This is a genomic window from Legionella rowbothamii (assembly GCF_900639985.1).
GTDB lineage: Bacteria > Pseudomonadota > Gammaproteobacteria > Legionellales > Legionellaceae > Legionella > Legionella rowbothamii.
In genome coordinates this window covers 159,718-185,115 of record NZ_CAAAIM010000007.1, presented here as the reverse complement: position 1 = coordinate 185,115, position 25,398 = coordinate 159,718, and the positions used below count along the sequence as shown (strand labels likewise).

Sequence of the window (25,398 nt, the reverse complement as noted above, 5' to 3'; positions counted from 1 at the left end):
TGGCCCAACAGCGCTGCCTGTTATACCAGAGCTTCATGTTGGGCCATGAGCCTAGTCTCATTGCTATTTAAAAATGGCATTTGCCATCTAGTTTATTTTTGCCTAAATTGTAAATTAAAAAAGGATGTTCAATTAAAGGAATAAAGTATGTTAATAGGGGCATTTATTTTTTTTGTTGTGATACTACTTCTGGCGATCTATTTATATAAAGGGACTAATCCTACACTTATTCTTCTTGCGGAAGTTCTGCTCTATTTTTCTTTAGTGTTGTTGTTTGTTCTTTTAGTTGCCTATTTTTTTAAACATGTATCCCCCCCTTCCAGGTGATAAGAAAAATCTTCCTTTATAGGTGTTAGGTTGTAATCAGGCCGTATTTTTTGTGGATTTCCATTAATTATACTGTCCTAATTCGGGATTGTTAAAGGATGTAGGCCGAATTAAAATGATTAATATTGTTCAAAAAGCATCACTGTTTTTTCATCTCCATAGGGAGTTGGTCTTATGAAAAAAAGTAGTCAGAATCATGCTAATAATCAACCTAAAGAAGAAAAACAACCTCAAGAGGAATATCTCCCTATTCAACCCAAGGGTGATACACATACGCATGGTTTTGATATACATGGGTATTTTACTGCTTATGAATCATTTAATGATGTAGCAAAAAAATTTGGTATTAAGAACTCTCCTCTAGCGCATGACATTGCAAAATCAATTCAAAATGATCTTAAGCCTACAAAAGTAGCTCGTCCTTTATCGCAAACGGCTAAAAATTTTTCTGGAAGAAAAATGGGGATACTTATTGAAGAGGGAGCAAATGCATTAATTTTAAAACATTTGCTTGCAGAAATTGAAAACGAAAAAGCCTCTTATACTCTAATTGGATGCTATGAGGGTGAAATTATGTTGAATAATCAGGAGCCAGTGGTTCTTCATACCCAAATTGAGGGCACACCTTCCGCTTTATTTGATTCCATAGCGATTTTCCTTCGGGATTCAGAATTGCTTCATCCTAAATTGTTTGAGTTTATATGGGATGCCTATTTTCACTGTAAATACATAGGCTATTTACCTTCATTTGCTGCAGGTTTTAAGCGGATGTTTCATATTATTAAACCGGATGCAGGATTTATCGAGTTGGATAGAGAGGAAAGGGTTGCTCAATTTATTTTGATGTGTAGGGATTTGCGTTTTTGGCAGCGTATGATGTCTATGTAGTTATCTTCGTATTTACGTTACATTTTCGAAGTAGAATACACATATCTATTAAATGCTATGGAAAACCACAATTGTTAAAAGTGTATTTGAAACTTAAAGTTGTTGTCTCTTGGTTTGGGTGTGTTGGCAACTAGTCTCCCAGTTGACACACTCAATCAAGGTTCATATAAATTATCTCGGGTGTTCACTGATATTTTTTTGTTGTATAAATAAATATCCTAATCAAATTGGATATTATTTATCTTTGTGTTAGATTCGCATTCATGGAATGCCATCAAGAGATCTAGCAGGCTAATAAACGTTTATTTTAATGCTTATTCAGGATTACCAGCATAAACTATACACATTCAATAAATTAACATATAAAAATGGCTCAAAATATAGGTATGTTGAGTGATATTGTTTATGCTAAATAACAATTTTTAACGGGCTTTTCATAGGACATTTTAGGATACAGTAATTAGATGAATGGATTAATGCAAAAGAACTTACATAACCAACTTCTACTGAAGTTTATTCATGAGTTAAATCAGCCATTAACGGTAATTAAAGCCTATCTAGGTGGGTGTGAAATAAAGTTACAAAGAAATGAACTTAGTCCCCGTCAAATGAATAGTGCATTACAAAAAATTAATGAACATACGGAATTATTTAAAAATAAAATTTACTCGATGCAACAGTTAATCGTTCAAGAAGAAGGTATTAATATCCCTAGCATTATTACCGAAATTACCTCTTTATTTTTTTTTGAAATAAAACATCATAACATCAAACTGACTTTAGATTTCCATGAGTGTGCTCCCGATTTTAATATGAATAAATTTCAGTTTAAATGTGTTTTATTTCGCTTATTGAAACAATGTATTGATACTGTGGGAAAAAATGGCATAGAGCAAAGTGAATTATTAATTCAAACGAAACCCTATCAAAAAAATGCATTAAGCATAATGGTTAGAAGTAATTTTCCAATAAAAGAAGAGACCGTGGAGAATGAGCTTACTTATTGCCGTACTCTTTTTACCACTGATTGTGGCAGTTTATTAACAGAATTAGTACCTAAGGGTATTTGCTTTCAGCTGATCATGTTTCATAAGGATTCTCAACATGCTTACTAATGAGCCAATGGTTATTATTGTGGATGATGATCCGGAAATATGTGCGTCTTTTCGTTGGTTATTTGAATCAGTTAACCTTAGAGTACAAGCCTATGAGAATGCCAAGGATTTTCTTGATAATTATGATGCTAACCAACACGGTTGTCTGATTATTGATGTGAGGATGCCCATAATAAGTGGTCTCGAATTATTGGAGTATCTGAATACAACAAAAAATCAACTCTCTGTAATAATCATCACCGGTTATGGTGATATTCCAATGGCAGTAAGGGCGATGAAAGCGGGGGCGGCTGATTTTATTCTTAAGCCGGTGAATCACCAGCATTTACTTGAAGCTACACAAAGCTGCCTGAAAAAAAATCAAAATAATACTTTTCAATTACAATCTGATTTCTGTCAGCGGATAAACAGTTTAACTAAACGCGAAAAGCAGATTATGGATTTAGTTATTGAGGGTAAATTAAATAAGCAGATTGCGTATGATCTGAATATATCTATTTCTACAGTAGAAGCTCATCGCGCTAAGGTCATGAAAAAAATGGAGACTAGAACCTTGGCTGACTTGATACGAGCCAATTTGCTGCATACAGGTAATACAGTTTCTTTTGAATATTCTGGTTAATCCGTCATTCCCGCTTACGCGGGGATGATCAATTTATTTGCTTGCTGCTTGTCTTTTGCTTAAAGGGGAGGAGTGTTAGGGATTTCACCCAGATCAGCATCATTTTGCTCAGCACCTTTAGGAACGTTTATTGAGTTAAAAAAAGAAGGTTTAGGCATTTTTTCTTTGTTTTTAGTAATGATTTCAGCATCTTCCTCAAAAGCATTAGGGGTCTGTTGGCTTAGCGGTTGCTCCTTTTTTTCGGTAGCTACTTCCAGTTCACCTTCGGCCAGGAGTGAAGGATAAAGGAGTCTATGAATGTCTTGCTGATATGCACTCCATTCAAAACAGCCTGACTTCTTGTGATATTTTTGGATTTGATGGTCAGCTAATCCAAATGAGGTAACAGCCCTTAACATATAGTTATAATCTTCCAGGCTATCATCCAGTACATAAACAGCAGAGAGAGTCTCTGTTTGTTTAGATAAAAATCCTTGAACAGCCATGTCTTTTCGTACCGAATCGAAGATGCCCAATTTGTTGAGTTCGTCAGGATTAAATCCTTGATAGGTCAATAGGGCTCTAATGTAGTCTTTACGGTTTTTGGTAATGATTTGTACGGATACGTCATCATTGCTTAACATGTTGTGAAGAAACTCCACTGCTTCACGGCTTAGCAACAAGTCAGTTTCAGGCTGATCATAATTAAAGTCTTTCTTGTATGGCCCAAATTTTGTTTCGAATAAGCTTTGTACTGCATCACTATCTTTTAATGGTGTTGCTCTATAATCTTGCTGTACTCCAGGAACATAGCCACTTAGTAGTGATTGATAAAATAATCCAAAAACGGTTTTTCCGCCTTCTCTGCCGCTTAAAGTACCATCAAAATCAGTAAAAATAATAATCTTAGGCATTGTTTTCCTTTGAATGTTTTGAATGAATTTAACTTTATTATTATATTAAAAAAATATTAGGATATTTTAAGAATTGGAGCCTAATAGCGGGGCGGCCGTAATTCGGGGATCGAGGCTTGATAAAACTCAGATCCCTGGATTACGGCTACGCCTTCCTCAAGGCCACGGTTAAATAACGTTTAGCAACTCAGTTTTAATAGATTCAAATTCAGAGGAAAATCGCTTCGTAAGCGTTATTGAATCTGTTTCATGAGATTTAAAGAATGTTCCAACATATCCTTTTGTCGTAGTTGCTTGAACAGTAATTGCTGGAATTAAGGTTGCTGTTGCAATAATCCCGATAATTGCTCTCATCCATAGAGGGAAGCCATGCCACCCTCTATGAGTACTCAATACATGATTTGCTACTTCAAGTGCCTCAGTACACGTGGATTCAAATTGTTTCAACGTCTCCGAAGAAATATGAGTTTTAAAGAATTGAGTCCCAGCATTATTTAATTTCTGGCTGAGTTTCTCCATGGTTTGATAAGGGCTATCGCCTCGATTTGAATACGAGAATTGATCGCGTTTTCTATTTAATACATGGATTAATTGCATATAGCGATTGTGTAATTTTGCCTGCGTTCTTTGTTGTTCTATATGTTGTAAGTCCACATCATTAAGCCCTTCTTTTAATTTAGGAGAGCGATTCAAATAATAGGTAACAAAGGATAAATCTCGCGCATCAATCGCATCGATAATATGGCCTGCATTAATGTTCTTAACTGGAACATTGGGTAATCGGTCAATATAAGTATCGAAGAGGTGTTTGATTTTTGGCCACATATTGAGGTCCTGGGCTCTCCGTATCGTATAAGCTGAATAGCTGGTTGCACTAGGTTTAACTGTAATAATCTCCCCTGCATGGACATTCGCACCAAGCATCATTAAATATTCAGCTATTTCTGAACAATTAGTTTCACAGGCATAATAAAAAGGTGTTTTATTTCTTGGATCTTTATAGTCTAACAAATCAGCTTTACGATTTAGAATGTATTTCACCGCATCAAGCGATCTAAGTCGTATGGCATCAAATAGATCATGATGTGTGATATCGTTGATAAACTCGGGATACAGTTGAAGGATGCAATCTGCTAAGCTGAAGTCATTTTGGAAAATTGCCGATCTTAAGTTATCATGCGTGAATATAGCCTGGTGATGTTCAGAGTATCGGGGCAGTAATCTGTAATAGGGGATAAATAAATCGCGTAATCTGGTTTCTGCTGTCGCATCACGAGGTAATTTGCCTTGATTATCCGATATAAAAAGGTTTGCCCTCTTTTCCATTAAATGCTGGGCAATCGGTACATTATTTAATTGGCAGGCATGAAATAATGCAGTTTTCCCATGTTGATCCCTCTCATTAATTAGCTCAGGTTTTAATTCTAATATTGCCCGAACTCGTGAAAGCGATTTATTCGTCACGGCTTTAATTAACGTTTCGAGTGTAATTTCATTTCTCAAATTAGGAAAAAATTCTAGCAATACATCGACTAATTGGATTTCCTCTCGATTTAGAGCCTCTAAGAAATATTCAGGAGTAGAAAGCAATGGAAAACTTTCACCTGAATTAAGTTGCTCCCTTACTCGTAAGTGATAATCACTAAGTAAGCTAGTTAGTCTTTTATCATTACTATGCTTTGTAGCATAGTTTCTGATAGTGGAGAGGAATACGGTAGAAGTCGCAAGAAAATTAGCTCCTATCGACAGGAAATAGTCTACTAAATTTGTTCGGCCTTCCTGGCAAGCATATAGGAGTGGAGTACATCCATTCCCGATTCTGGTTTCCAATAAGTTAGGTGCTAGCATGAAAATAATTTTAACGAACTCTAGTCGATCTTCACGGATGGCTTTGGCTAGTTGGTCTGCAGTGGCAAAATGCCCCAGGTAGTTATTATTAGCACGAGCAAAACTTCCAATTAACGGCATATGTGGAGGATTTTGATCAAAGGCTAGCTTAAATAGTTTTTCATTATGAGCGCCATTATTAACTAAAAATTCAGCGCATTTATATTTTTTCTTATTAATAGCAGTTTCTAAAAGACTTATCTTTTGAGAGTAAGAGAAATACTGGGCGTTATATTCTAGCGACTGTAGAGCGATTTCGTCAAATCCGGCCTCTCCATTCAACAGCTCATCGAGTAATGTGAGGTGTTCGCGGCGCTCAAGATAAGCTTCTTTATGATTGAAAAATTGTTCGAAATTAGCCTTAAATTTACGCTTTTTTTGTTGTTCACTATTGATGGTTCCATCTTCGGTAATTTCCGCGGTACTCCAGCAAAGACGTCCTCCTAAGACTAGGTAATGAGTGTTTTCCAATTCTTCTGCAAGACAGGATACTCGGAGCTCATCAAAATGTGGTGCATCAACATGGTCAGAGATTATTTCAAAGGCTGAGTCAATAAGTGCTCCATATTCTTCAGTAGAAATACCATATTTTGTTTCCAGCATCTGCTTAAACTCAGATTCTTTGGTACACAATTGCGTAATTAATGCTTTAGCTTTTTTGGGATCTTGGAGTGCGGAAAGAAATTCTTTTGCCTTATCTAGATTTTTCAACCGTAGCTGAAGGGCGCATAAAAAAAGAAAGGTTTGAAGGCTAAATAATTTGAATGAAGTTGTTTTTTCTGCATTCGCTCTATTTATTGTTTCAAATGATGAGAGTGTTTGCTGATAAATCACGGAGAAACTTTTTTCTTGAGCCTCATCGGATTGATCAAAGAGTAGGGTTTGTTTAAAAATGCTCTTAATCGTATCGACTAATTCGTTTAAAGTATATGAGCTGTAGTTTTCATACCTGCCATTAAGCAAATGCAAGTTCTCTGTTAAGACCTCATAAAAATTTTCAGGTTGAGTGATTAATTCGGGATAGCTCGTTATTTTTAATTCGGCATACAGTTCTTTAAAAAATTGGGTGGGGCTTTGAGTTAATTCATGTTGACAAGCATTGAGGCCTTTGTCTTTTATGATTGTGCAAATACTCTTTTCTAAGGCATTTTTGTCTTTAGCATGGGGAATAGCATTTAAGATATTGAAAATATTAGGGTCTCGAGCAAAACTTGCAGGAACCATTTTCTCCTTGTCCGCGTCCTTGTTGATTAAATTTAATATATTGGGTAAATTGAGATGTCTAACACCATCTTCTGATCTAACAATAAACTCACCTTTAGCAACAAAGCCTTGCATACTTACACATAGATCTGTGCGCATTTTATTGGTGTCTGGATTCTGTTCTTTATGTTTATCTGCTGCCTTTTTTTGCTCTTTTAATGAATCTATGATTGTTTGAATTACTTCTTTGTCTTTTTGCACTCTTTGTAGGCGCATTAAGCTATTCAATTCAGTAATAAGCTCAGAAAATAAGGTATCAAAACTCCTCTTGTTGCTTTGGTGTGGTGGATTAAAGAACTCCTTCCTTTCTATGTCTGACCTACAGGTATTATCACCGAAAAGATAAAGTGAAGTTGCTTTTCCTGCACCGGCTACGAAATCAGCAGAAACGGTCCTGGCTCCTGTTAATGGAACAAGTATCGTAAGCTCCCCAACTTTATCAATATGAACAAAGGGATACTTACTTAAGATCGAGTATAATTGGCTTTTCATGAGAATGCCCTTTTGCTGGAAGTTAATAACAATAGATAATCAGGATGTATGCTATAAGATTTAAAAAGACAATAATGTTTCGTGCTTTGCTGTAAGGTCAATTTTTGGGGGCTTAGGTTGTTTCTCTGCATAATTAAAGTATCTACATTTTTTGTGGCTGCAGTGTAACTTATTAAGATTAAGAGAGTCTTAAGTGACACTTTTTTTTATTAGCGAACGGATTGTGTGAATTTTATTCCATCTGTCCAGTTTGAACAAGAAAAATATGCTAGATTTATAGTAAGTTTGGCTAATAAAGGGGCTTGCCATGAGGAGATATCAGCTAAGTATATTGATTTCATCGGTTTTCTTAGCACTAACCACAAATGCATCTCAATTAGAGGTACAAGAGTTATGTGTTAAAAAAACAGTTTCTCGTTGCATGGAACACTGCCAAAAAGCAAAAACTATCAATTGTGCTACTGCTTGTCCGGAAACTGCGCGTAATCAATGCCGTGAGGCAGGGGTGTAGATGAATAAAGACATAGTATTGAATTTTTATGATTCATTGTGATTATTTTTAATTCATATTGTTTGCTTGGTTATGGTTCTTTTATGGTATGATCCATTTTACTTTATCCATGATTAAAATTAAGGAGCTAAAATGGGTTATAAACGTTGCCTGACACTCGCACTACTACTCAGTATCCCCTCATTGCTATTTGCAGCAGAGACACTTATTTTTGCCGTGGACATTATTCGCCATGGGGATAGAACACCAATAGTTTCTATTCCAGGCTTAAATTATGAGTGGACTTCAGGCTTAGGGCAGTTAACCGCAGACGGGATGCAACAAGAACATAATTTGGGTACGGAATTTCGTAAAAAGTACGTCGAGCAGACACATCTATTACCAGAACATTATGAAGCGGGGACTATGTATGTTCGCTCAACTGATTATGATCGTACACTCATGAGCGCTCAGTCCTTGTTGATGGGATTGTATCCCCCAGGAACAGGGCCTAATACTTCAGAATCTGCCCTGCCTGCGTTACCTCATTCTTTTCAACCCATACCGGTTTTTAGTGCACCATATAAATTTGATGATGTTATTGTACAACCTGTAAGCCCTCGTGTGCATGAGAAGTTAATGCAACAGTATGTTTATCCAACTAAAGAGTGGCAACAAAAAAATAATGAACTGAAAGATAGATATCCGCGTTGGAGTGCTTTAACGGGGATGCAAATTAATAAGTTGCAGGATTTGGGATTACTTGGTGACACCTTATATATTCATCAAATACATCATGCACCAATGCCTGAAGGATTAAGTTCCCAAGACGTTAATGACATTATTAATGCATGTAACTGGGCTTTTATGGCGCAAGAGCGCCCCCTACAGGTTGCTCGTGTTTATAGTAGTAAGATAATGGCGAATATTGCTAATTATCTTAATAAGGGCAGTCAAAATCAATCCAAGCTAAAATATGTCTTATTGTCGGCTCATGATACGACTATTGCCAGCTCATTAAGCTTTTTAGGAGCACCCTTAGAGCAGGCTCCTCCGTACGCCTCTAATCTTAATTTTTCGCTTTATGAAAGTGATGCAGGCTCTCATACGGTTAGGGTTACTTATAACGGCAAGCCGGTTAACATCCCCGCTTGTGGTGGAACTGTGTGTGAGTTGGAGCAGTTTATGCAATTGACGAAAGGGACGTAATCGGATTGTCGGTTGGGTTTATCACCCAACCGGCGAATAATTCTTTATATCTAGGTAAATTCCAAAGTATGTTGACAGGGTGGATAGCCTTGATCTGCTGTTTTGCGCAAAACCAAATCGCAGCAGCGAATTAATTCATTATAATCCTGGCCTGTTTCTCCTTCCTCACTAAGTAAGAACGCTGCCTTTCGAAAGAGAGTGACGCTAGAAACTAATTTATAAGTATCAATGCTGCCCCCCATTAAGGTTCTCAGGGGTATTGTTTGTAATTGTTTTAAAACCAAATGGATAATTTCATTATAGTGCTCAAAAAGTATGGTATTTTGTAAATAGTTACAGGCTTCATGCAAATCCACAATGCCATAGTGCTTTGCAGTTGAACTATGTCCTAGGGATTGCAGCTGAGGGAATATGTACCATATCCAATGACTGGTTTTGCGACCCTGGGCAATTTCTTTATATGCCTCTAGATAGGTAGGGAAAAAGTCTTGTCCTTGCTGGGCCTGGATAAATCGTTCGATACTCATTTGGTATCCTCACTTATTTAATCGGCACCTATTTTAAATTATTATAGTGTAAGTTAACGTTCGAAGGAAAACAGTAATCATGACTTCTTCTTTTTCAGCCGGACTAGTTATGGGTTGCATGATTGGTGCGATAGGCCAATATTGTGTGCAATTATTTTTAGGTGGTAGCGGTACAAGTTCGATAAAGAAAAATGAAAAACAAACGGCATTAAATGAGTTGTTTCAGGCTCATTCTCATTTTATGGAGCAATTTAAAAAAGATATTAATGACCCTGTGAATGCACAGATTAGAGAGTTCTTTGTTGTAGACAAAATGGCAATTATGAATTCCTCCATTCCTCGCTTACGTTATGATTTATCTGAAGAAATTATGCCTCTTTTAAATCAATTAGAAGATCTGGGGTATATCCAAATGCTTCCTAATGACTCTTTGCTTTATCAGATCAATGAACACTTTATTCGGGATTTGAATAAGATAAACACTTCTCAAGATTTACTCTTGATTAGCGAGGTAAATTAATGAATCTTGAACAACATTCGATTTACTTGGATACTTCCGGCAGAGGGACTACCGATATCACTACGGAAGTTGCCGCTATTGTAGCGAACACAACAGTCCAGCAAGGCTTATGTCAGTTGTTTCTTCAGCATACTAGTGCTTCATTAATAATTTGTGAAAATTATGATCAACAGGTTCGTACGGACTTGGAAAATTTTTTAGTGCGCTTGGTTCCTGATGGAGATCCTTTATTCAAGCATGTGATTGAAGGTAAGGACGATATGCCCGCACATGTTCGTACAGTTTTGACCCAAACCAGTCTTACCATCCCCGTGCATGATGGAAAATTAGCATTAGGTACATGGCAAGGTATCTATCTTTATGAGCATCGTTATCAGCCGCACAAGCGCCATTTATTACTTACGATTTTAGGACAGGTACGTGCTTAAAAATTATCTTGTATGCCTAACCGATTCAGCCTATAACTATAACGATAAGAAATCTAATTTATACGGTGCAAAATGGTTGGTAAGGAAATGAGTTGTATTAAAGTTTTGCATTTTTTATTACAAGACATACGATGCTGCTTGGATTTGCAGTATGTGGAAAAAATATTTCCTTTGCCTCTCTTGGAAACTATTCCTGGAAGTCCGATTTATCTTGTAGGGTTGATGAATTTACATGGAAAATGCATTCCTGTTGTTGATTTGCGGATTTGCGCTGGATTAACTCGCGAGGAGACTTATCCTTTGAGCATACCTATTTTGTTGTGTTCTGATGGAACACATCGTCTTGGTCTTATTGTTGATAGAATGATTGGGCTTGGTGAGATTGATAAAAACAAAATTGAAATACACGAAGAATTTACTCGCAGTCATTCACCATTTTACGGTGCGGTAACAATTAATAATGGGGTTTCATTGCTGATGGATGTTGCATCGCTCTTTGCATTGAAACTGACGGAAGAAATGGGCCAGGTTTCTCCAGATCATGACTAACTTGATAGATAAAATAAAAACTCTTGAACCTGCTTTTATTAAATTAATTCATGAACGATTTGGCCTGGTGACACATATCAATCAAGCCAGGGATTTACCGAAGATTATTGCCGCGACGTGCACTAAATTTAATTTCTCGCCCGACGAATATTTAGATAAGTTGAAACATTGTTCAAGTAGTTCCTCATTATTAGCGGACTTAGTTGCAGAAATTACTGTTGGGGAAAGTTATTTTTTTCGTGATAAAACGCAAATGCAATTATTAGAAAAAGAACTTTTACCTAATCTGATCCAACAAAAACAAGATACACGTACCTTAAAGATTTGGAGTGCAGGGTGTTCATCAGGTGAGGAAATCTATACTATTGCCATGCTTCTTTTGAAGCTAATTCCTAATATTGCTCATTGGGATTTACAGTTATTAGGCACTGATATTAATTTGGCAGCACTCGAAAAAGCAATGACTGGCATTTATGGGCAATGGTCAATGCGTTCCATTCCTGAGGTGTATTTGCAAAATTATTTTACCAAAGAGAAGCGTACTTACGTTCTTTCTTCTACAATTCGGGACATGGTACGTTTTAAATACCTCAATTTAAGTGATAATAGTTATCCTTCCATTATTAATGGTACTTATCAGGTCGATTTAATATTATGTCGTAATGTGCTAATTTATTTTGAGAATGATTTGGTTGTTAAAATCATGAAAAAATTAAGTCAGTGTCTAGCTGAGGGAGCTTATCTTTTATTGGGGGCGTCAGATCCAATTATCATAGCCGATACCAATCTTGTGTTTCACCATGATGGCGCAATTTATTTTTCTTTGGATACCGATAATAAATAAAAAGGATTTTGGCCGTGGCTACTAAATTACAAAAACATGCTTCTGAACTCATGCCTCAAAGCCCAGATGCTTTGCGTATATTGAAAGCACGCGCAGAATTACTTGCCAAACCAGAAGTCAGTGCAATAGATGTATATGGTATTGACTACGTGCGGTTTCAGCTGAGCCCAAATGAGCATTATGGAATTTCCTATCAGCATGTTTGTGAAATCTTACATCATGTCGCTGTCTCAAAACCTCCATGCATTCCTCATTTCGTTGTTGGTGTAATTAACTGGCGCGGTTCATTAATTACGGTTGTTGATTTGATGAAATTTTTTCATCCAGAATATTCTGGAAAGGCTGGGGAGTTTATTATTATTGTGAGCGTCAATGATATGATGCTAGGGATACTTGCTTATTCCATTGAGGGGAGTTTAATGTATCAACCTAACCAATTAAGTACACCATTGTCTTCCACAAAGGTAGCAAATCCTGAATACATCTTAGGACTGCATCAATCAGTGACCGCCATTCTTAATATTAATGTGTTGATGCCCGGTTTATACCAAGCAATTAAAGAAAGCGTATATAGGATAGGAGATGTTCATGGAAGTAAATAATTCGGGTTTTTTTATTTCGCTCCGTGCCCGTATAATTATCGGCTTTTTAACCCTGAGTTTACCGTTGTTGCTATTAATCATGCTCTTACTACCAAAAGTTAATGCTGTGGTATTTTATAGCAAAGAAATTTATGAAGAGAATTTATCTCAGGTTTTGGATACTGGAGTTTTTCAATCCCAAAATTTAGTTGTTGACTGGATTGTAACCGGAGATCAGAAATATAGAGCTCAGTTTAACCATGTATGGGGTGAAATTAATGAAATAAAACAACGCTGGGAGGAGGGACTAGCTCGTTTGGGGAATGAGAAAATATTGGATGAATGGCGACAGCTCAAAGATTTATACGAACCTTTATATGAAGCCCAGTCGGCAGGAATTAATGCACCTAGAAGTTTAGATATTGTTGGCGCTTTAAAAAAGCACATCGAGGTAACTCGGCCCATTGAAAATCAAATGGTTGATATAATTGATGGGGTTTACTCTGAAGATTTAGGCAAGCGTGTTGGGGGGTTAACCAACAGCTTAGTGGCTCAAATTGATAAAAATACTACGTATATTAATCGTAATTTACATGCGTTGACCCGCTCTGCATACGGGTTATTAATTTTAGGAATTGTTTTAACCATTATTGTCCCGCTTGGCACGCTAAGTTATTTAGCAGGTCCCATTGACCGCGTGATTGAGATTGCTCAAAGGATTGCCGCGGGTGAGCGTGATATAGAAATTGAGATTCCTTCTTTGGATAGACTAGGTCGTATGTTGCTTTCGATTAAATCTATGCAACAGGCAATTAAAGAAAATGAAGAAAAACTCCGTGAACAGGAAGAGGAGTCGCGGCAATTGTTTGATCAATTAGTGAATACATCGAAAAAATTTAGTGAGTACAGCAGTAAAGTCGCCGCAGGGGATCTTAGAGAACGACTAAGTGTAGATAAGGATGACATTTTATATGAGTTAGGGAACGATTTAGATCTAATGACCGATGGTTTGGCATCAATTACCAAAAAAATCACTCAGGTAAGTGGTGATATTGTTGCCATGGCAGATAAGGTTTTTACTTCAGCAAATGAACAGACGGAAAGTATTAATTCACAAGCTTCAGCAATTAATGAAATCAGTGCTTCTTTAGAGGAAATTGATAAAAGCTCTAAGCAAACTATGAATAAAGCCCAAGCATTGCGTGATGTGGCAAAAAATACGTATGAACAAGGAAAGTGGGGGAGCGAGTCGGTTGCTCAAAGTATTGAGGGTATTAAAGTTTCTGAAGAAAAAATGCAATTAATTGCTCAGACGATTCTTGATTTAAGTACGCACACCCAACAAATTGGCGAGATTACGGCAGTAGTGAATACACTTGCTCAGCAATCTAAAATGTTGGCTTTAAATGCGGCAATTGAAGCATCAAAGGCAGGAGAGGCCGGAAAAGGCTTTGCTGCGGTAGCAACAGAGGTAAGAAATCTGGCCGAGCAATCAGAGCAATCCACTGTTCAGGTACAAAAAATTCTTGAAGATATACGCCGGACAACTGAAAAAGCGGTTGAGGTAACTGAAGAAGGGGCTAAATCTTTAGGATCTGGCATGCAGTTGATTGAAAAAGCAGGGGAAGTTATCCAAACTTTAAGTAAAATGATTAATGAAGCATCTATTTCAAGCCAGCATATTGAAGTTGCCATCCGCCAGGAAGCAGTTGGGATTGAGCAAATTGTTGAAAGTATGAATGAGATTAATCGAACGACCTCTACTTTCTCTGGAGGGTTAACGGAAATGATGGATTTCATTCATAAGTTAAATGAAATCGCCAAACATCTTAAAGACGATGTAAACATCTATAAAGTTTAGGAACTATTATGACTCTAGACGATTCATTACTAAAACAGCTTATAGAAACCTTTAGTTCCGAACTTGAGTCATTGATTTCAGTAATTATTAATAATTTGCAAAAAATTCAAAAAAATACGCCAGAGGCAGAGTTAAACCAAATCGCCGCCGAAATTTCACGTTCAGGGCGTAATATTAAAGTTTCAGCACTTTCTATAGGCATTGATGATTTAGGCGCTATTGCTGAATGCATTGAAAAGCTTTTTATGCCTACAGAGCCCATTTCACCCGAAGTTGTGACCTTAACACACAACGCAGTAGAGGGGATGCGTGAATCATTGGGAGATTTTATTGCGAAAAAACAAGCGTCGATTACTCTGCGTGAATTAATACATCAACTTCGACACCAAGCACGTATTGCTGATATAGAGGAAAAGGTAGCTGAAGAGAAAGTTGCATCAGCTGTACCTGTTTTTTCTGAGAGCACTTCCGAACGGGAGTTTTTAAAAAAAATTGTTGAGACCTTTAAAAGCGAACTTCAAGAAAATTTAATGACGATTACTAATGGTTTATTGCAGCTTGAAAAAAGGGAGAACAGTGAGGACGATCGTCAGCATTTATTTACGGTGATTTTTAGAGCAGCACATAACATTAAAGGTTCTGCTCGTAGTATTGGGGCAATTGATGTGGGGGAAATTGCTCATCAGATAGAAACCTTATTTGCAGAAATCCAGCAGAAACGTATTGAAATTTCTCCTGAAATTATTGATCTTTGCTTACAGTCTATTGATTTCATGAATGAAGCAATGCGCTGCTACAGTGAAGATATACCCTCAACTTTTGACCTGCAAGGCCATTTGAATCAACTTAAATACTATACAGAACATTCTCAAGCGGAATTGCCGCAAGCAGTTATTGAGCCCCCTCAAGGAATTCTGGCAGAAAATACAAAAACATTAGATACACGCTTTAGAACAGGTGAATTTGAATCCATTCGTGTTTCCCTCCAAAATCTAGATCGTATCTCTGCTGATATGGAAGAACTTCAAGCAATTAAGATTATTATTGATGAGTATTATTCTGATTTAATCAAAATAAATTATAAAATAGATTATTTTGTGCACGCCTGGAAAAAGAATTTAGCGAATGTAAAAACTCTGTTTAATGAGGACGAGCGTTTTAATGCCTTATTTTCTACACCAGTTACTGAATTAACTGAAATCAATAATTCCATGCATACGATGCAACGCGCGTTGCGCACACCGATTAATGAATTATCTACTTTACTTGGCTCACTACAGGATGAGGTTCGGCGAATTCGTTTGATTCCGGTTGACGCGCAATTGCGTTACTTGCCGCGAGTGGTGCGTGATTTAGCACATGGATTAAAAAAACAAGTTAATTTCGACATTATCAACAATGATGTCAAAATTGATAAAATGATTCTTGATGGTTTAAAAGATCCAATAGTGCACTTGTTACGTAATGCTATTGATCATGGGATTGAGCGGCCGGAGACGCGCCAAGCTGTAGGTAAATCAGCACAAGGTAACATCCTCATTGAAGTGCGCCAGGAGGATCACCAAATTATTTTTGAAATCTCAGATGATGGCGCAGGGATTAATCCGGAAGCGCTCCTCCTATCTGCATTGAAAAAAAATATCATTAGCCCAGTTGAGCTAGAGGGGATGAATCCGGAAGCTGCTCTTGATTTAATCTTTCGACCAGGTTTTTCTACGCGAGATATTGCCACAGATATTTCTGGTCGTGGTGTGGGGTTGGATGTAGTTCGTTCTAATTTAGCGCAATTAAAAGGCCAAGTCACTGTGACAAGTCAATTTGGCAAAGGAACACATTTTCGTTTACAAGTACCGATTACTTTGGTCACTGAGCGAGGATTGATTATTTCCTGTAGTGATCAATTATTTGTCCTTATCACTCGTGCGGTGGACTGCGTATTTTTGTTGAAAAGCCAAGATATTATTGAAGTAGAGGGAAGTCCAGCAGTGCTTGTCAATCAGCAACCGATTTTGCTATGCTCATTATCTAAGGTATTGCATCTTAATGAAAAAATACAAGAAAAAGAGTATTTTTCAGTAGTTGTGATTCATAAGGACCAAGAGCGAATTGCCTTACTTGTGGATGAAATTATTGGGGAACGGGAAATTGTCTTGAAGCCACTTCAAGAACCGTTAACCAATATACCTTGTGTTACCGGCGCTACTTTATCCGGAAGTAACCAAATTAATTTTGTTTTAAATTCAGCTGAACTTATTAAAAAAGCACTGTTTTAACACTAGGCACGCTAGCTAGAACGCAGTGAGGATCTCTTGAATGTGGTGCTGATGTAACGAGGAGTAAAGTGCCACATTCTAAAGCTCCTTCGTTGTAAACTCCTCAGGATGTCGTGGGTTCGGGGTGATGTGTATTTATAAATATAAGTGAACTATTGCCTATGATAAGAGTTTTAATTGTCGATGACTCACCGACCGAAGTTGCTTTAATTCAGCATATTATTGAGTCTACATACGATATGATTGTGGTTGGCGTTGCCAAGAATGGAAAAGAGGCAATAGAATTAACCGCCAAATTAAAACCAGATCTGATTACCATGGACATCCAAATGCCCGTCATCGATGGGCTTGAGGCAACGCGTATTATTATGGCGCATTATCCAACCCCCATTGTTGTTATTAGCTCAACCGTAAGTGATGAATCGATTAATGCCACCTTTCATATCCTTGAGGCGGGCGCTTTAACCGCGTTGGCAAAACCAGTTAATATATTTTCTCCTTCATTTAAAGAACGAAGCGCCTATATTATTGATACTTTGCGTAGCCTTTCAGAAATTCGAGTTACTAAAAAGCCATTGAAAGAATCTTTTACCGATAAAAAAGGAAAAGTAACTAAGCACGAGCATAAAGTCAAAGTAGGGAATTATGAAATAATCGCTATCGGTGCTTCAGTGGGGGGACCTATGGCATTAAAAGCTATTTTATCCCATCTTTCCCCTAACTTTCCTCTACCTATTGTCGTTGTTCAGCATATGAGTAATGGATTTATCGGCGGCTTTGTTCAATGGCTAGAGCAAAATGTAAGTCTTAAAGTGAAAGTCCCAATAAATGGCGAACTATTAGAAAATGGAACTGTCTATATAGCACCAGATAAAATACATTTACAAATTGGGCGAGAATATGACCGGTTGATTTGTAAGCTTGTTGAGGGAGATTCCAGTGATGGTTTTTGCCCTTCAATTACTGCCTTATTACAATCAGTGGCTAAAGTTTCGGGTAAAAAAGCGATTGGAATACTTTTAACGGGCATGAGTGACGACGGTGCTGAAGGCTTATTGGCATTAAAACAAGCTCATGGGCATACTTTAATTCAAGGGCCAGGAAGTGCTGTAGTTTTTGGAATGGGAGCAGTTGCTCAGTCAATAGACGCTGTAGATCAAGTCATTGAATTAGAGAGCATCGCAAATTATTTAACCACCATTTGTATCTCTAAGGCTGTGTGACGCGATGGACAAAGAAAATGTGTTGGTTTTAATTGTAGATGATAGTGCTACGATGCGTTTGCTTACCAGTAATGCATTAGCTAAAACAGGCTTCTCGATTATACAGGCAGAAAATGGTGAGCAAGCCTTATCGCTCCTAAATACAACCAAACCTGATGCGATTTTATTGGATGTGGAAATGCCAGGGTTAAATGGTTTTGAAGTCTGTGCACAAATCCGCAAGTTAGCAGATCATCAGTATACGCCAATTATGATGGTTACCGGCTTGGAAGATTATGAATCCATTAACAAAGCCTTTGAGGCAGGTGCTACGGATTTCACGACGAAACCTTTGAATGCAAACTTAATTGGTTATCGTGTGCGTTATATGGTGCGGACTAGTTTTTATTTTCAGGAGTTGCAGATTGCTGAGAAAAAAGTGCACGTCCTTAATGATGAACTCATTAGTAAACTCATAGAAATACAGCAAAATGCGGATGCTGTGGCGCGTTTTGTTCCTCAGAACTTCTTGAAAATGCTTAATCGCAAAAATATTGCAGACATAAGGGTGGGGGATTGTGTAGAGAAGGTCATGACGGTTTTATTTATGGATATTAAATCATTTACGGCCCTTTCTGAGCAATTAACTTCAGTTGAAATATTTAATCTGGTCAACACCTTAATGAGTTATATGGACCCGGTTATAGTTAAACATTCAGGTTTTATTGATAAATACATTGGCGATGCCATTATGGCTTTATTTGACGATGCGGATGATGCCGTACATGCAGCGTTGGATATGTTAAATGCCTTAAATGTCTTTAATGTTGAGCGGGCTAGCCATAACCTGCCTCCGGTAAATGTGGGAATAGGCCTTAATACCGGCCCATTAATTGTAGGAACTGTTGGTTTTGAGGCGCGGATGGATTGCAGTGTGATCAGTGATGCGGTCAATATTGCTTCACGCGTTGAGTCTTTAACTCGTGATTTTAATATCGACTTACTTATTAGTGGACAAACCTACCAACAACTTAAATTTCGCCAGAACTATCATGTGCGTTCATTAGGATTAACTTCGGTTAAGGGGAAAAGTTTACCCGTAGCTATTTATGAAGTATTTAATAACAATAGCCCTGCAGAAATAAAGCTGAAGGAAAATGCTGCCTCTGTCTTTGCTAGTGCTTTAAAATGCTATGAGGAAAAGCAGTATCACAATGCAATGAGTTATTTCGAGCAAATACTCTCCACCAATCCTAATGACTCCTCCGCACATTACTTTTTACAGCAATGCCAATTGAAGCTACTGTAACTGCTATCGAAGGAAATTTCTTTTTCTAAAGTCGAGTTGGGGATTGTTATTTATTAGGCATTGGGAGTATAATTATTATACGGAATGGTTGGTATTTGAAGTCCAAAGCTCTCGAGAGGTTACATTATGGGTTATTTAGGCCAAGATTTATTAATAGAAAATTTAAATCGGGAATTTAAAAAATTACGTTTTCCTGCTCAATTTCATTTTAATGAGGGGGGGGTGTGTAACGGTTTAGCTATGGTTTATGCTCAATATGCATTGCAAGGACCTGAAAAAGAGGCTGAATTTTTTAAAGTACTTAAAATAATTGCTGATGGAAAACTGAATGAAGAAGAAAAATATGGATTGCAACCGGGCTCCATTTTATTGTTCGCAAGCCAAGTATTGCTGGCTTATCAACCAAGCAAGTACGATCTAAGCCAAACTCAGTCCACAAGCATGGAGATGCTAAAAATTAATGGGGAATCAATGGAGTCCTCATTTGATTTTGCTCTGGCGGCCGCGGATAAGGAATGGAGCAAAGTTATTGCTAAAATAGGGCTTCAAAACGATGAGGTAATGATAGTACAAAGCATTAACCATGCTATTTCAGTACGTAAAGTCAACGATAAATATCGAGTTTATGATCCTAATTATGCTACGGGATTTAAAGAGTTTGCATCAGAAGAAGCCTTAGTCAAGGAGTTACATAAAGAAGTTTTTGGTTACGGGCGAGGAAACTTAGGTATGGAAGTGCACGTGATTCGAAATCCCGGTGCCGTTTCCAGACAAGTCCCTTTTCCGGATATTCAAGAGCTTTATAAGCATCATTTACCATCCAAAAAAGCAACTGCAAAACTGGGTTCTAAAACATTTGATACGCTTGTTATTGCCTCCACTGTGGTTACAGATCCGCAAATTATAGAGGGCTTAATTACTCAGAGTAATGCTAGTTCCGAAACGATTTTTACGGCTGCAAAACATGCCGTTTCAAATAATAATAATAATGCTCTAGGTCCTTTATTAGATAAAATTAATGCGGAATCAAAACCGGCTGAAAAATTAAAATTATTAATTGAAATTGCAATTGGGGCTGGTCGTTTAGAGGCTTATGAACAAGTTGAAAAATATTTCTCTGAATGTTACACCAAAGAAAATCTCAGTTATCTTATAGTACTCGCGGCAAAGGGAGGAAATCCGAAAATATTGGAGCGAGTTTTAGATGTGATTAAACCTTCCCAGGAGGCATATATCGATCAACTTGTGACCGAAAATATGGAGAATGGAAAATTGTCTACGGAAAAAATGAGTAAGGAGGAAGCAAAAGAAATTTACTTACACATTTTTATGACGAAAAATATGGTCGATGCCGCTCATGTTGCAATGGAACAGGCCATAGAGAAAGGTAATACAGAATGTATTCAAGTATTGTTAGATCAATTACGTGAGTACAAGCAACCGCTTGATGAAAAACAGCTCCTGGATTTTTTCTTGAAAGCGATAGAACATAATCAACCTTATGCATTAAAGAAATTAATTGACGCAAATCCTGAAATGTCTGAGGACGTATTAAAACTTGTGTCTATGTCTCCGTTGTCTGTTCAACGAACTAACTTAGATGTACTAAGAGTATTACAGTATCATGAGGTGCCTTTCTCGGAACAAGCAAAAGAAATTGTTCAGAGCAAAGAGAAAGATCAGTATCGCTCATTCTCTACTACAATAAATCTACTCATTAATTATATCCAAGACTTATTTGGTAAAAAGCAATTAAAATACGATGAAAAGCAGTTACTGACGATGAAAAAAGATGAATGTATGGAGACTATTAAAGAGCTAGAGGAGCAATTATCTGACTTGAAAGAGACAGATGAAGAGCAATATAAGGTCTATGCTAAATTCATTGAGGCTGAAAGGGAAAAACTTGAGAGTGAGGAGAACTTTTCTAGTGTTGTACGAATTGGTAATAAGCTACAAAGCTTGTTAGATAAGATCAGAATACCTGACATTGTTTTTGACCTTAGCGATTTTAACTTTGATGATTTGGATAGTGACGATGAGGAGCAATACGATATAGATGATATTGCTGGCTTGTTTGAGGAACATAGTGAAGAAGAAGTACTATCTGAAGAAGTTGAAATAAAGTCAGAAAATAATTCACTTGAAGAACAAAGCAGTATAACGAATAAATTCAAAGTTCAGATAAACGATATAAGGACAGATTCGAGTTCGGAGTCAGAGGAAGAAAACCAAATAGGCACGGGGGTCACTCCGTAAGATTTCTTCCTTCAATCCGAAGAGGTTATTGCGAACAAGGTAAAGCAATCCATAGGTCCGTGCTGCGGACCTCTTGGGTTGTTCGTTAGCATGTTCTTCCTGAGCGAAGGAATCCCAGTTATTCACTTATTCCCCATGAAAGGCTGTATAAGTTATAAAACCTAACAACGGCCGACTTATAAAAGTAGCCATGATTTAGGATTCCTCGCTGATATAACTTCCCACTTTTGTATTTCGTTTTTCGATTAACACTAAGACAACTACAAGTAACCATACTAAGCTTAAGGTTTCTGCAAAACTGAGTAAAGGATTTACACCTAAATAGCCCATCACAATCACCCAGAGTGTTGCAAAACTCATATTAAGGAAGCTCATCATTCCTGCTGCACTTGCTTTGTCATCCAGGGCATTTGAGGCAATGAATGAGCCACTGGAAAATAATAGACCATTAAATAAATAAAAGCTGGAGGCGATTAGGAAAAACCATAAGGATGAGTGACTGTTTATTGTCCACATGAAAAATAAATTCATAATGCCTAAGGCAATGCCAAGAAAACCAATAGCAATAACTTGAATTGCTGAGAAGCGTGCTAAAAGTTGCTTTACAATGAGGCCACCTGCCAGCATACCAATAATGTTAACTCCATTCCAGTACCCATATTCCGCAGGAGATAAGGCCAATAAATCTTTAGCTATTTGGGGGCCAGCCGCCGAAAAACAATAAGAGATTGCAGTGGAGCTCCCTACAACTAGGGAAAAAACAACCAGCTTGGGTGAGGATAAGGCGGCCATATAATCCTTAATAATTGTCAGAACGTGAATTGGTTTGGAGACAAAAGCTGCTTCTTGGAAAACATAAGTGCCGCACAAAACCACAATAGCGTGAATTAATAAAAACCAAAAGCATCCTTGCCACTGCCAAAAGTCAGTAATTATACCGCCTAAAACTACGGCAACTCCTAGGCCTAGAGCAAAGGAAAGTACAGAATATGCCATGGCTGTTTTGCGTTGCTCTTCCGGTAACCACGCATTGATCAGCATGAATGTGCAGGCTAATCCACTGGCAGCCCCTAAAGCAGTAATTAAGCGTCCAAGGACTAACAGCCAATAATTATTAAGTGAAAGAGCTATTAGGCAAACAAGCGTTCCTAATAAATTAATTATTAGTCCTAACCGCAAAGCTTTTAAACTACCATAACGATTAGCAAGCGGAGCATAAAGCAGCTGTCCAATGGTATACCCAATCAAAAATGCCGAAACCAACCATTCTACAGCTCCGGGGTTCAATGCATAGTACTGCTGAATTAGAGGAAGGGCAGGGGTAATAATTGTTGCGGATACAGAGGCAATAGAAATGTAACTTAATAACCAAATGAGTTTAAATGAAGAGATAGATTGATGCGACATAAGACACTTTATTTTTATGGGTTTAAATAAACCACGGTGAGTATAGCGGGCATTTTAAGTGCTTATGATTTTTAGTCAATAGAGTCTATTCTATCGCGGATTTACGGAAGGTACGGATAACTTTTTGGGTTTGGTTATCAACTATTTCCCCATGAATGTTTCCTATGTGCGTGCTTCCTTGGGTGAGCATCCATGTATAAAGCGCATCAATGTCATTCCCAGCCTGGTTAGCAATCTGTTCTTCGCCACAGTATATAGATGCGGTGTATTGCTCATTCATGTTGGGACCTTTTAGGTAAGGCTACTCTCTATTCTAAGTTTAGATTCACTTACGTCAAGTTGTCAATAATTTGAACAACAAATAACCTGCTGTTGAACTATTATTTAGGTAGAGACGTTTTGTGGAAGAATTACCATGCCGATTACTCATTTTTCAACCACCGCACTTTGCAGGTATCCATACCTGCTTTAGTTAAGTGCACCATCTTCAAGGGATTTAATATGGTGCCGTAACGCTTTTTTTGTTAAATTACCTTTTTTAATTCGAATGAGAATCTTATGCCATCTTTTGATATCGTTTCAGAAACCAATGAGGTAGAACTACGCAATGCTGTAGATAACGCAGTGCGTGAAATGGGAACCCGTTTTGATTTTCGTGGGGTTGAATCAAGCATTGAGCTGAAAGAGCTTACCGTCACTTTACGTGCTGAATCGGATTTCCAAGTGCGTCAATTGGAAGATTTGTTCCGTAATCATTGCAGCAAACGTAATTTGGATGCGTCAGGCGTAGATATGGAAGATAAGCCGGTACATAGTGGTAAATTTTATTCTTTGAATATGACTTTTAAGCAGGGGATTGATCAGCCTACAGCCAAAGAAATTGTGAAGTATTTGAAAGAAGCTAAGTTAAAAGTACAAAGTTCTATTCAGGGTGATAAGGTGCGCGTGACAGGTAAGAAACGTGACGATCTTCAAGAAGCAATTGCTTTGTTGAAAAAGTCGGAAATTAAGTTGCCAATGCAGTATGAGAATTTTCGGGATTAAGTACGTAATACTCTTTCCCTATTGTAGGTTGGGCCTCGGGCCCAATCTACGGCTTAATTAACAATTTCATCAATCTTAGCTGTAATTCTCGCCTGCAAATATTCATCATTCTTGGCCAGGCTACGAGCTACTTTCAATTGTGCCACTGCCGCTCGTTTTTGTCCCTCAAGTAACAAACACTGTGCTTGCGTAAAATAAGCATAACCTTTTTGGTTTGTTTTGGCCTGTGCCCGAGCCAGCTCTCGGCAAAGAGGGAGGTCGTGTTTGTACTGCCGACTGCCTTTCAGTAATATGCTGGTTGCTTTTGCATTTTGATTTGCTGCCAATAAGGCTTGGGCATGGGCCATAAGTACGGCATAGCTATTCGGGTAATTATTTTGCATTTCGGCCATGCGGCTTACGGCTGCTTGATGCTGGGATAATCCTGTTTCTGCCTGACTCATGGCAATTTGAAAATAAAGATTATTATTTTGGATTAATAGCGGAGCCAGTAAAGCTTGCGCTTGAGTAAATTGATTTGTATTTAATAGCGCCAGTACTTTCCCGTATTGGCAAGCATTCATGGGACTCACTTTGGGGCATTGATAGGTATAGTATTCAAATAATAATTTAGGATCAGAGGCCACTGCATTGCGAATGATTTCTTTAACAAAAGCGTAATCAGTAGAACTCGGATAGCTCTTCTTGGTAAATTGAGTAGTGCGACTCTCCGCTTCGGCAATACGGTCTGAATCTATAGGGTGGGTACGCAGGATAGCTGGCACATTGGCAGTATAATAATAACGTGAGTTTTCCTGCATTTTTTTAAAAAAGGCAGCCATGCTGTGAGGGTTATAGCCTGCTTTAATCAGCATATCAATACCAATTCGGTCTGCTTCTTTTTCTTTTGAGCGCGTAAAATTAATATTTTCCTGATTAAAACCAGATAAGGAACCCATCATCGCGCCCATTCCCACTGTAGGATTAATCACACCTAAAGCTGCGGAAGCAAGTAAGGATGCAAGCATAGGGATACGCATTTGTTTCTGATGCTCGATGGCACTATACAAGTGATGTAAGCGCACGTGAGCAATCTCATGAGCCATTACCCCAGCTAATTCGCTTTCATTATGGGTAATTAAAATGAGCTGCGAGTTAATTCCTATATGTCCTCCAGGACCAGCAAAGGCATTAATTTCATGTGATTTCACAATAAAAAAGTCAGGCGTCTTAATGCGTCCATGAGTTGCTAAGCTTTTTCCTATATGATTCACGTATTGAGTGGCTAAAGGATTACGTTCTACGCTATCTGATTGATTAATTTGCTGAACAAATTCTTTTTCTAATTGTTCCAGCTCACTTGTGGAATAGGGGGACAACCCTTGCGCCGCGACAGGTTGAATTAAAGTGCTTGCCAGAAGCATCCCCA

Annotated in this window: 22 protein-coding genes; 16 read left to right on the top strand and 6 right to left on the bottom strand. The window is 37.8% G+C overall.

The window, feature by feature from the left end:
* The first annotated feature begins 501 nt into the window (after positions 1 to 501).
* From E1P08_RS12650 to E1P08_RS12640, 3 genes are all read left to right on the top strand, one after another.
* A complete protein-coding gene (locus E1P08_RS12650) occupies positions 502 to 1,215 on the top strand; it encodes a type 1 glutamine amidotransferase family protein (RefSeq protein WP_133137376.1) in 714 nt (237 codons plus the stop codon).
* A gap of 464 nt (positions 1,216 to 1,679) precedes the next feature.
* Positions 1,680 to 2,330: a sensor histidine kinase gene (locus E1P08_RS12645; RefSeq protein WP_133137375.1), complete on the top strand. Its 651-nt coding sequence runs from the start codon at positions 1,680 to 1,682 to the stop codon at positions 2,328 to 2,330.
* On the top strand, positions 2,320 to 2,952 hold the full coding sequence (locus E1P08_RS12640) for a response regulator transcription factor (RefSeq protein WP_133137374.1): 633 nt from the start codon (positions 2,320 to 2,322) through the stop codon (positions 2,950 to 2,952). Before E1P08_RS12645 ends, E1P08_RS12640 begins: the two co-directional genes overlap by 11 nt.
* A 59-nt stretch (positions 2,953 to 3,011) precedes the next feature.
* On the opposite strand, the gene E1P08_RS12635 is transcribed toward E1P08_RS12640, so the two are convergent.
* Positions 3,012 to 3,845 (bottom strand): hypothetical protein, encoded by an 834-nt coding sequence (locus E1P08_RS12635; RefSeq protein ID WP_133137373.1) that lies wholly within the window; start codon positions 3,843 to 3,845, stop codon positions 3,012 to 3,014.
* Between the two features lie 168 nt (positions 3,846 to 4,013).
* Entirely contained in the window at positions 4,014 to 7,487 is a 3,474-nt protein-coding gene (gene ankF, locus E1P08_RS12630; protein ID WP_133137372.1) for a Dot/Icm T4SS effector AnkF/LegA14/Ceg31, read from the bottom strand.
* Positions 7,488 to 7,794: 307 nt separating this feature from the next.
* Here ankF and E1P08_RS12625 point away from each other — a divergent pair, with 307 nt between their 5' ends.
* Positions 7,795 to 7,998 carry a hypothetical protein gene (locus tag E1P08_RS12625; protein ID WP_133137371.1) on the top strand — a complete coding sequence of 68 codons (204 nt, stop codon included), beginning with the start codon at positions 7,795 to 7,797 and terminating at the stop codon, positions 7,996 to 7,998.
* A gap of 132 nt (positions 7,999 to 8,130) precedes the next feature.
* A complete protein-coding gene (locus tag E1P08_RS12620) occupies positions 8,131 to 9,186 on the top strand; it encodes a histidine phosphatase family protein (protein ID WP_133137370.1) in 1,056 nt (351 codons plus the stop codon).
* A 50-nt stretch (positions 9,187 to 9,236) separates the two neighbouring features.
* Here E1P08_RS12620 and E1P08_RS12615 read toward each other — a convergent pair whose 3' ends face one another.
* Positions 9,237 to 9,713 carry a DUF1810 family protein gene (locus E1P08_RS12615; protein ID WP_133137369.1) on the bottom strand — a complete coding sequence of 159 codons (477 nt, stop codon included), beginning with the start codon at positions 9,711 to 9,713 and terminating at the stop codon, positions 9,237 to 9,239.
* A 79-nt stretch (positions 9,714 to 9,792) separates the two neighbouring features.
* Between E1P08_RS12615 and E1P08_RS12610 the strand changes: the two genes are divergently transcribed.
* The 10 genes from E1P08_RS12610 to E1P08_RS12565 all read left to right on the top strand — a co-directional run bounded on the left by E1P08_RS12610 (position 9,793) and on the right by E1P08_RS12565 (position 21,539).
* Positions 9,793 to 10,233, top strand: coding sequence for a hypothetical protein (locus E1P08_RS12610; RefSeq protein ID WP_133137368.1), 441 nt, complete (start codon positions 9,793 to 9,795; stop codon positions 10,231 to 10,233).
* Entirely contained in the window at positions 10,233 to 10,661 is a 429-nt protein-coding gene (locus E1P08_RS12605; RefSeq protein WP_133137367.1) for a secondary thiamine-phosphate synthase enzyme YjbQ, read from the top strand. Before E1P08_RS12610 ends, E1P08_RS12605 begins: the two co-directional genes overlap by 1 nt.
* A gap of 87 nt (positions 10,662 to 10,748) precedes the next feature.
* Entirely contained in the window at positions 10,749 to 11,210 is a 462-nt protein-coding gene (locus E1P08_RS12600; protein ID WP_242602453.1) for a chemotaxis protein CheW, read from the top strand.
* A complete protein-coding gene (locus E1P08_RS12595; protein ID WP_133137365.1) occupies positions 11,203 to 12,054 on the top strand; it encodes a CheR family methyltransferase in 852 nt (283 codons plus the stop codon). Before E1P08_RS12600 ends, E1P08_RS12595 begins: the two co-directional genes overlap by 8 nt.
* 14 nt (positions 12,055 to 12,068) lie before the next feature.
* Positions 12,069 to 12,656, top strand: coding sequence for a chemotaxis protein CheW (locus tag E1P08_RS12590; RefSeq protein WP_133137364.1), 588 nt, complete (start codon positions 12,069 to 12,071; stop codon positions 12,654 to 12,656).
* A complete protein-coding gene (locus E1P08_RS12585; RefSeq protein ID WP_423202228.1) occupies positions 12,637 to 14,496 on the top strand; it encodes a methyl-accepting chemotaxis protein in 1,860 nt (619 codons plus the stop codon). The genes E1P08_RS12590 and E1P08_RS12585 overlap by 20 nt, the downstream gene beginning before the upstream one ends.
* Positions 14,497 to 14,504: 8 nt before the next feature.
* Entirely contained in the window at positions 14,505 to 16,769 is a 2,265-nt protein-coding gene (locus E1P08_RS12580) for a chemotaxis protein CheA (RefSeq protein WP_133137362.1), read from the top strand.
* 161 nt (positions 16,770 to 16,930) lie between these two features.
* On the top strand, positions 16,931 to 17,992 hold the full coding sequence (gene cheB / locus E1P08_RS12575; protein WP_133137361.1) for a chemotaxis-specific protein-glutamate methyltransferase CheB: 1,062 nt from the start codon (positions 16,931 to 16,933) through the stop codon (positions 17,990 to 17,992).
* Between the two features lie 4 nt (positions 17,993 to 17,996).
* Positions 17,997 to 19,280, top strand: coding sequence for a response regulator (locus tag E1P08_RS12570; protein WP_133137360.1), 1,284 nt, complete (start codon positions 17,997 to 17,999; stop codon positions 19,278 to 19,280).
* Positions 19,281 to 19,406: 126 nt separating this feature from the next.
* Entirely contained in the window at positions 19,407 to 21,539 is a 2,133-nt protein-coding gene (locus E1P08_RS12565; protein ID WP_133137359.1) for a hypothetical protein, read from the top strand.
* A 195-nt stretch (positions 21,540 to 21,734) separates the two neighbouring features.
* On the opposite strand, the gene E1P08_RS12560 is transcribed toward E1P08_RS12565, so the two are convergent.
* Positions 21,735 to 22,946: an MFS transporter gene (locus E1P08_RS12560; protein WP_133137358.1), complete on the bottom strand. Its 1,212-nt coding sequence runs from the start codon at positions 22,944 to 22,946 to the stop codon at positions 21,735 to 21,737.
* A gap of 85 nt (positions 22,947 to 23,031) precedes the next feature.
* Positions 23,032 to 23,226, bottom strand: a complete 195-nt coding sequence (locus tag E1P08_RS12555; RefSeq protein ID WP_133137357.1) for a hypothetical protein — start codon at positions 23,224 to 23,226, stop codon at positions 23,032 to 23,034.
* A 278-nt stretch (positions 23,227 to 23,504) separates the two neighbouring features.
* Here E1P08_RS12555 and E1P08_RS12550 point away from each other — a divergent pair, with 278 nt between their 5' ends.
* Positions 23,505 to 23,990 carry a YajQ family cyclic di-GMP-binding protein gene (locus tag E1P08_RS12550; RefSeq protein ID WP_133137356.1) on the top strand — a complete coding sequence of 162 codons (486 nt, stop codon included), beginning with the start codon at positions 23,505 to 23,507 and terminating at the stop codon, positions 23,988 to 23,990.
* Positions 23,991 to 24,043: 53 nt separating this feature from the next.
* Here E1P08_RS12550 and E1P08_RS12545 read toward each other — a convergent pair whose 3' ends face one another.
* Positions 24,044 to 25,393, bottom strand: coding sequence for a M48 family metalloprotease (locus E1P08_RS12545; protein ID WP_423202234.1), 1,350 nt, complete (start codon positions 25,391 to 25,393; stop codon positions 24,044 to 24,046).
* Positions 25,394 to 25,398 lie beyond the last annotated feature (5 nt).

Bases quoted from the DNA above. Each gene is read 5' to 3' on its own strand.
- E1P08_RS12640 (WP_133137374.1), top strand. From the start codon at position 2,320: ATGCTTACTAATGAGCCAATGGTTATTATTGTGGATGATGATCCGGAA.
- E1P08_RS12620 (WP_133137370.1), top strand. From the start codon at position 8,131: ATGGGTTATAAACGTTGCCTGACACTCGCACTACTACTCAGTATCCCC.
- E1P08_RS12585 (WP_423202228.1), top strand. From the start codon at position 12,637: ATGTTCATGGAAGTAAATAATTCGGGTTTTTTTATTTCGCTCCGTGCC.
- E1P08_RS12550 (WP_133137356.1), top strand. From the start codon at position 23,505: ATGCCATCTTTTGATATCGTTTCAGAAACCAATGAGGTAGAACTACGC.
- E1P08_RS12595 (WP_133137365.1), top strand. From the start codon at position 11,203: ATGACTAACTTGATAGATAAAATAAAAACTCTTGAACCTGCTTTTATT.
- E1P08_RS12645 (WP_133137375.1), top strand. From the start codon at position 1,680: ATGAATGGATTAATGCAAAAGAACTTACATAACCAACTTCTACTGAAG.
- E1P08_RS12570 (WP_133137360.1), top strand. From the start codon at position 17,997: ATGGACAAAGAAAATGTGTTGGTTTTAATTGTAGATGATAGTGCTACG.
- E1P08_RS12625 (WP_133137371.1), top strand. From the start codon at position 7,795: ATGAGGAGATATCAGCTAAGTATATTGATTTCATCGGTTTTCTTAGCA.
- cheB (WP_133137361.1), top strand. From the start codon at position 16,931: ATGATAAGAGTTTTAATTGTCGATGACTCACCGACCGAAGTTGCTTTA.
- E1P08_RS12610 (WP_133137368.1), top strand. From the start codon at position 9,793: ATGACTTCTTCTTTTTCAGCCGGACTAGTTATGGGTTGCATGATTGGT.
- E1P08_RS12605 (WP_133137367.1), top strand. From the start codon at position 10,233: ATGAATCTTGAACAACATTCGATTTACTTGGATACTTCCGGCAGAGGG.
- E1P08_RS12615 (WP_133137369.1), bottom strand. From the start codon at position 9,713: ATGAGTATCGAACGATTTATCCAGGCCCAGCAAGGACAAGACTTTTTC.
- E1P08_RS12545 (WP_423202234.1), bottom strand. From the start codon at position 25,393: ATGCTTCTGGCAAGCACTTTAATTCAACCTGTCGCGGCGCAAGGGTTG.
- E1P08_RS12600 (WP_242602453.1), top strand. From the start codon at position 10,749: ATGAGTTGTATTAAAGTTTTGCATTTTTTATTACAAGACATACGATGC.
- E1P08_RS12650 (WP_133137376.1), top strand. From the start codon at position 502: ATGAAAAAAAGTAGTCAGAATCATGCTAATAATCAACCTAAAGAAGAA.
- E1P08_RS12565 (WP_133137359.1), top strand. From the start codon at position 19,407: ATGGGTTATTTAGGCCAAGATTTATTAATAGAAAATTTAAATCGGGAA.
- ankF (WP_133137372.1), bottom strand. From the start codon at position 7,487: ATGAAAAGCCAATTATACTCGATCTTAAGTAAGTATCCCTTTGTTCAT.
- E1P08_RS12560 (WP_133137358.1), bottom strand. From the start codon at position 22,946: ATGTCGCATCAATCTATCTCTTCATTTAAACTCATTTGGTTATTAAGT.
- E1P08_RS12580 (WP_133137362.1), top strand. From the start codon at position 14,505: ATGACTCTAGACGATTCATTACTAAAACAGCTTATAGAAACCTTTAGT.
- E1P08_RS12555 (WP_133137357.1), bottom strand. From the start codon at position 23,226: ATGAATGAGCAATACACCGCATCTATATACTGTGGCGAAGAACAGATT.
- E1P08_RS12635 (WP_133137373.1), bottom strand. From the start codon at position 3,845: ATGCCTAAGATTATTATTTTTACTGATTTTGATGGTACTTTAAGCGGC.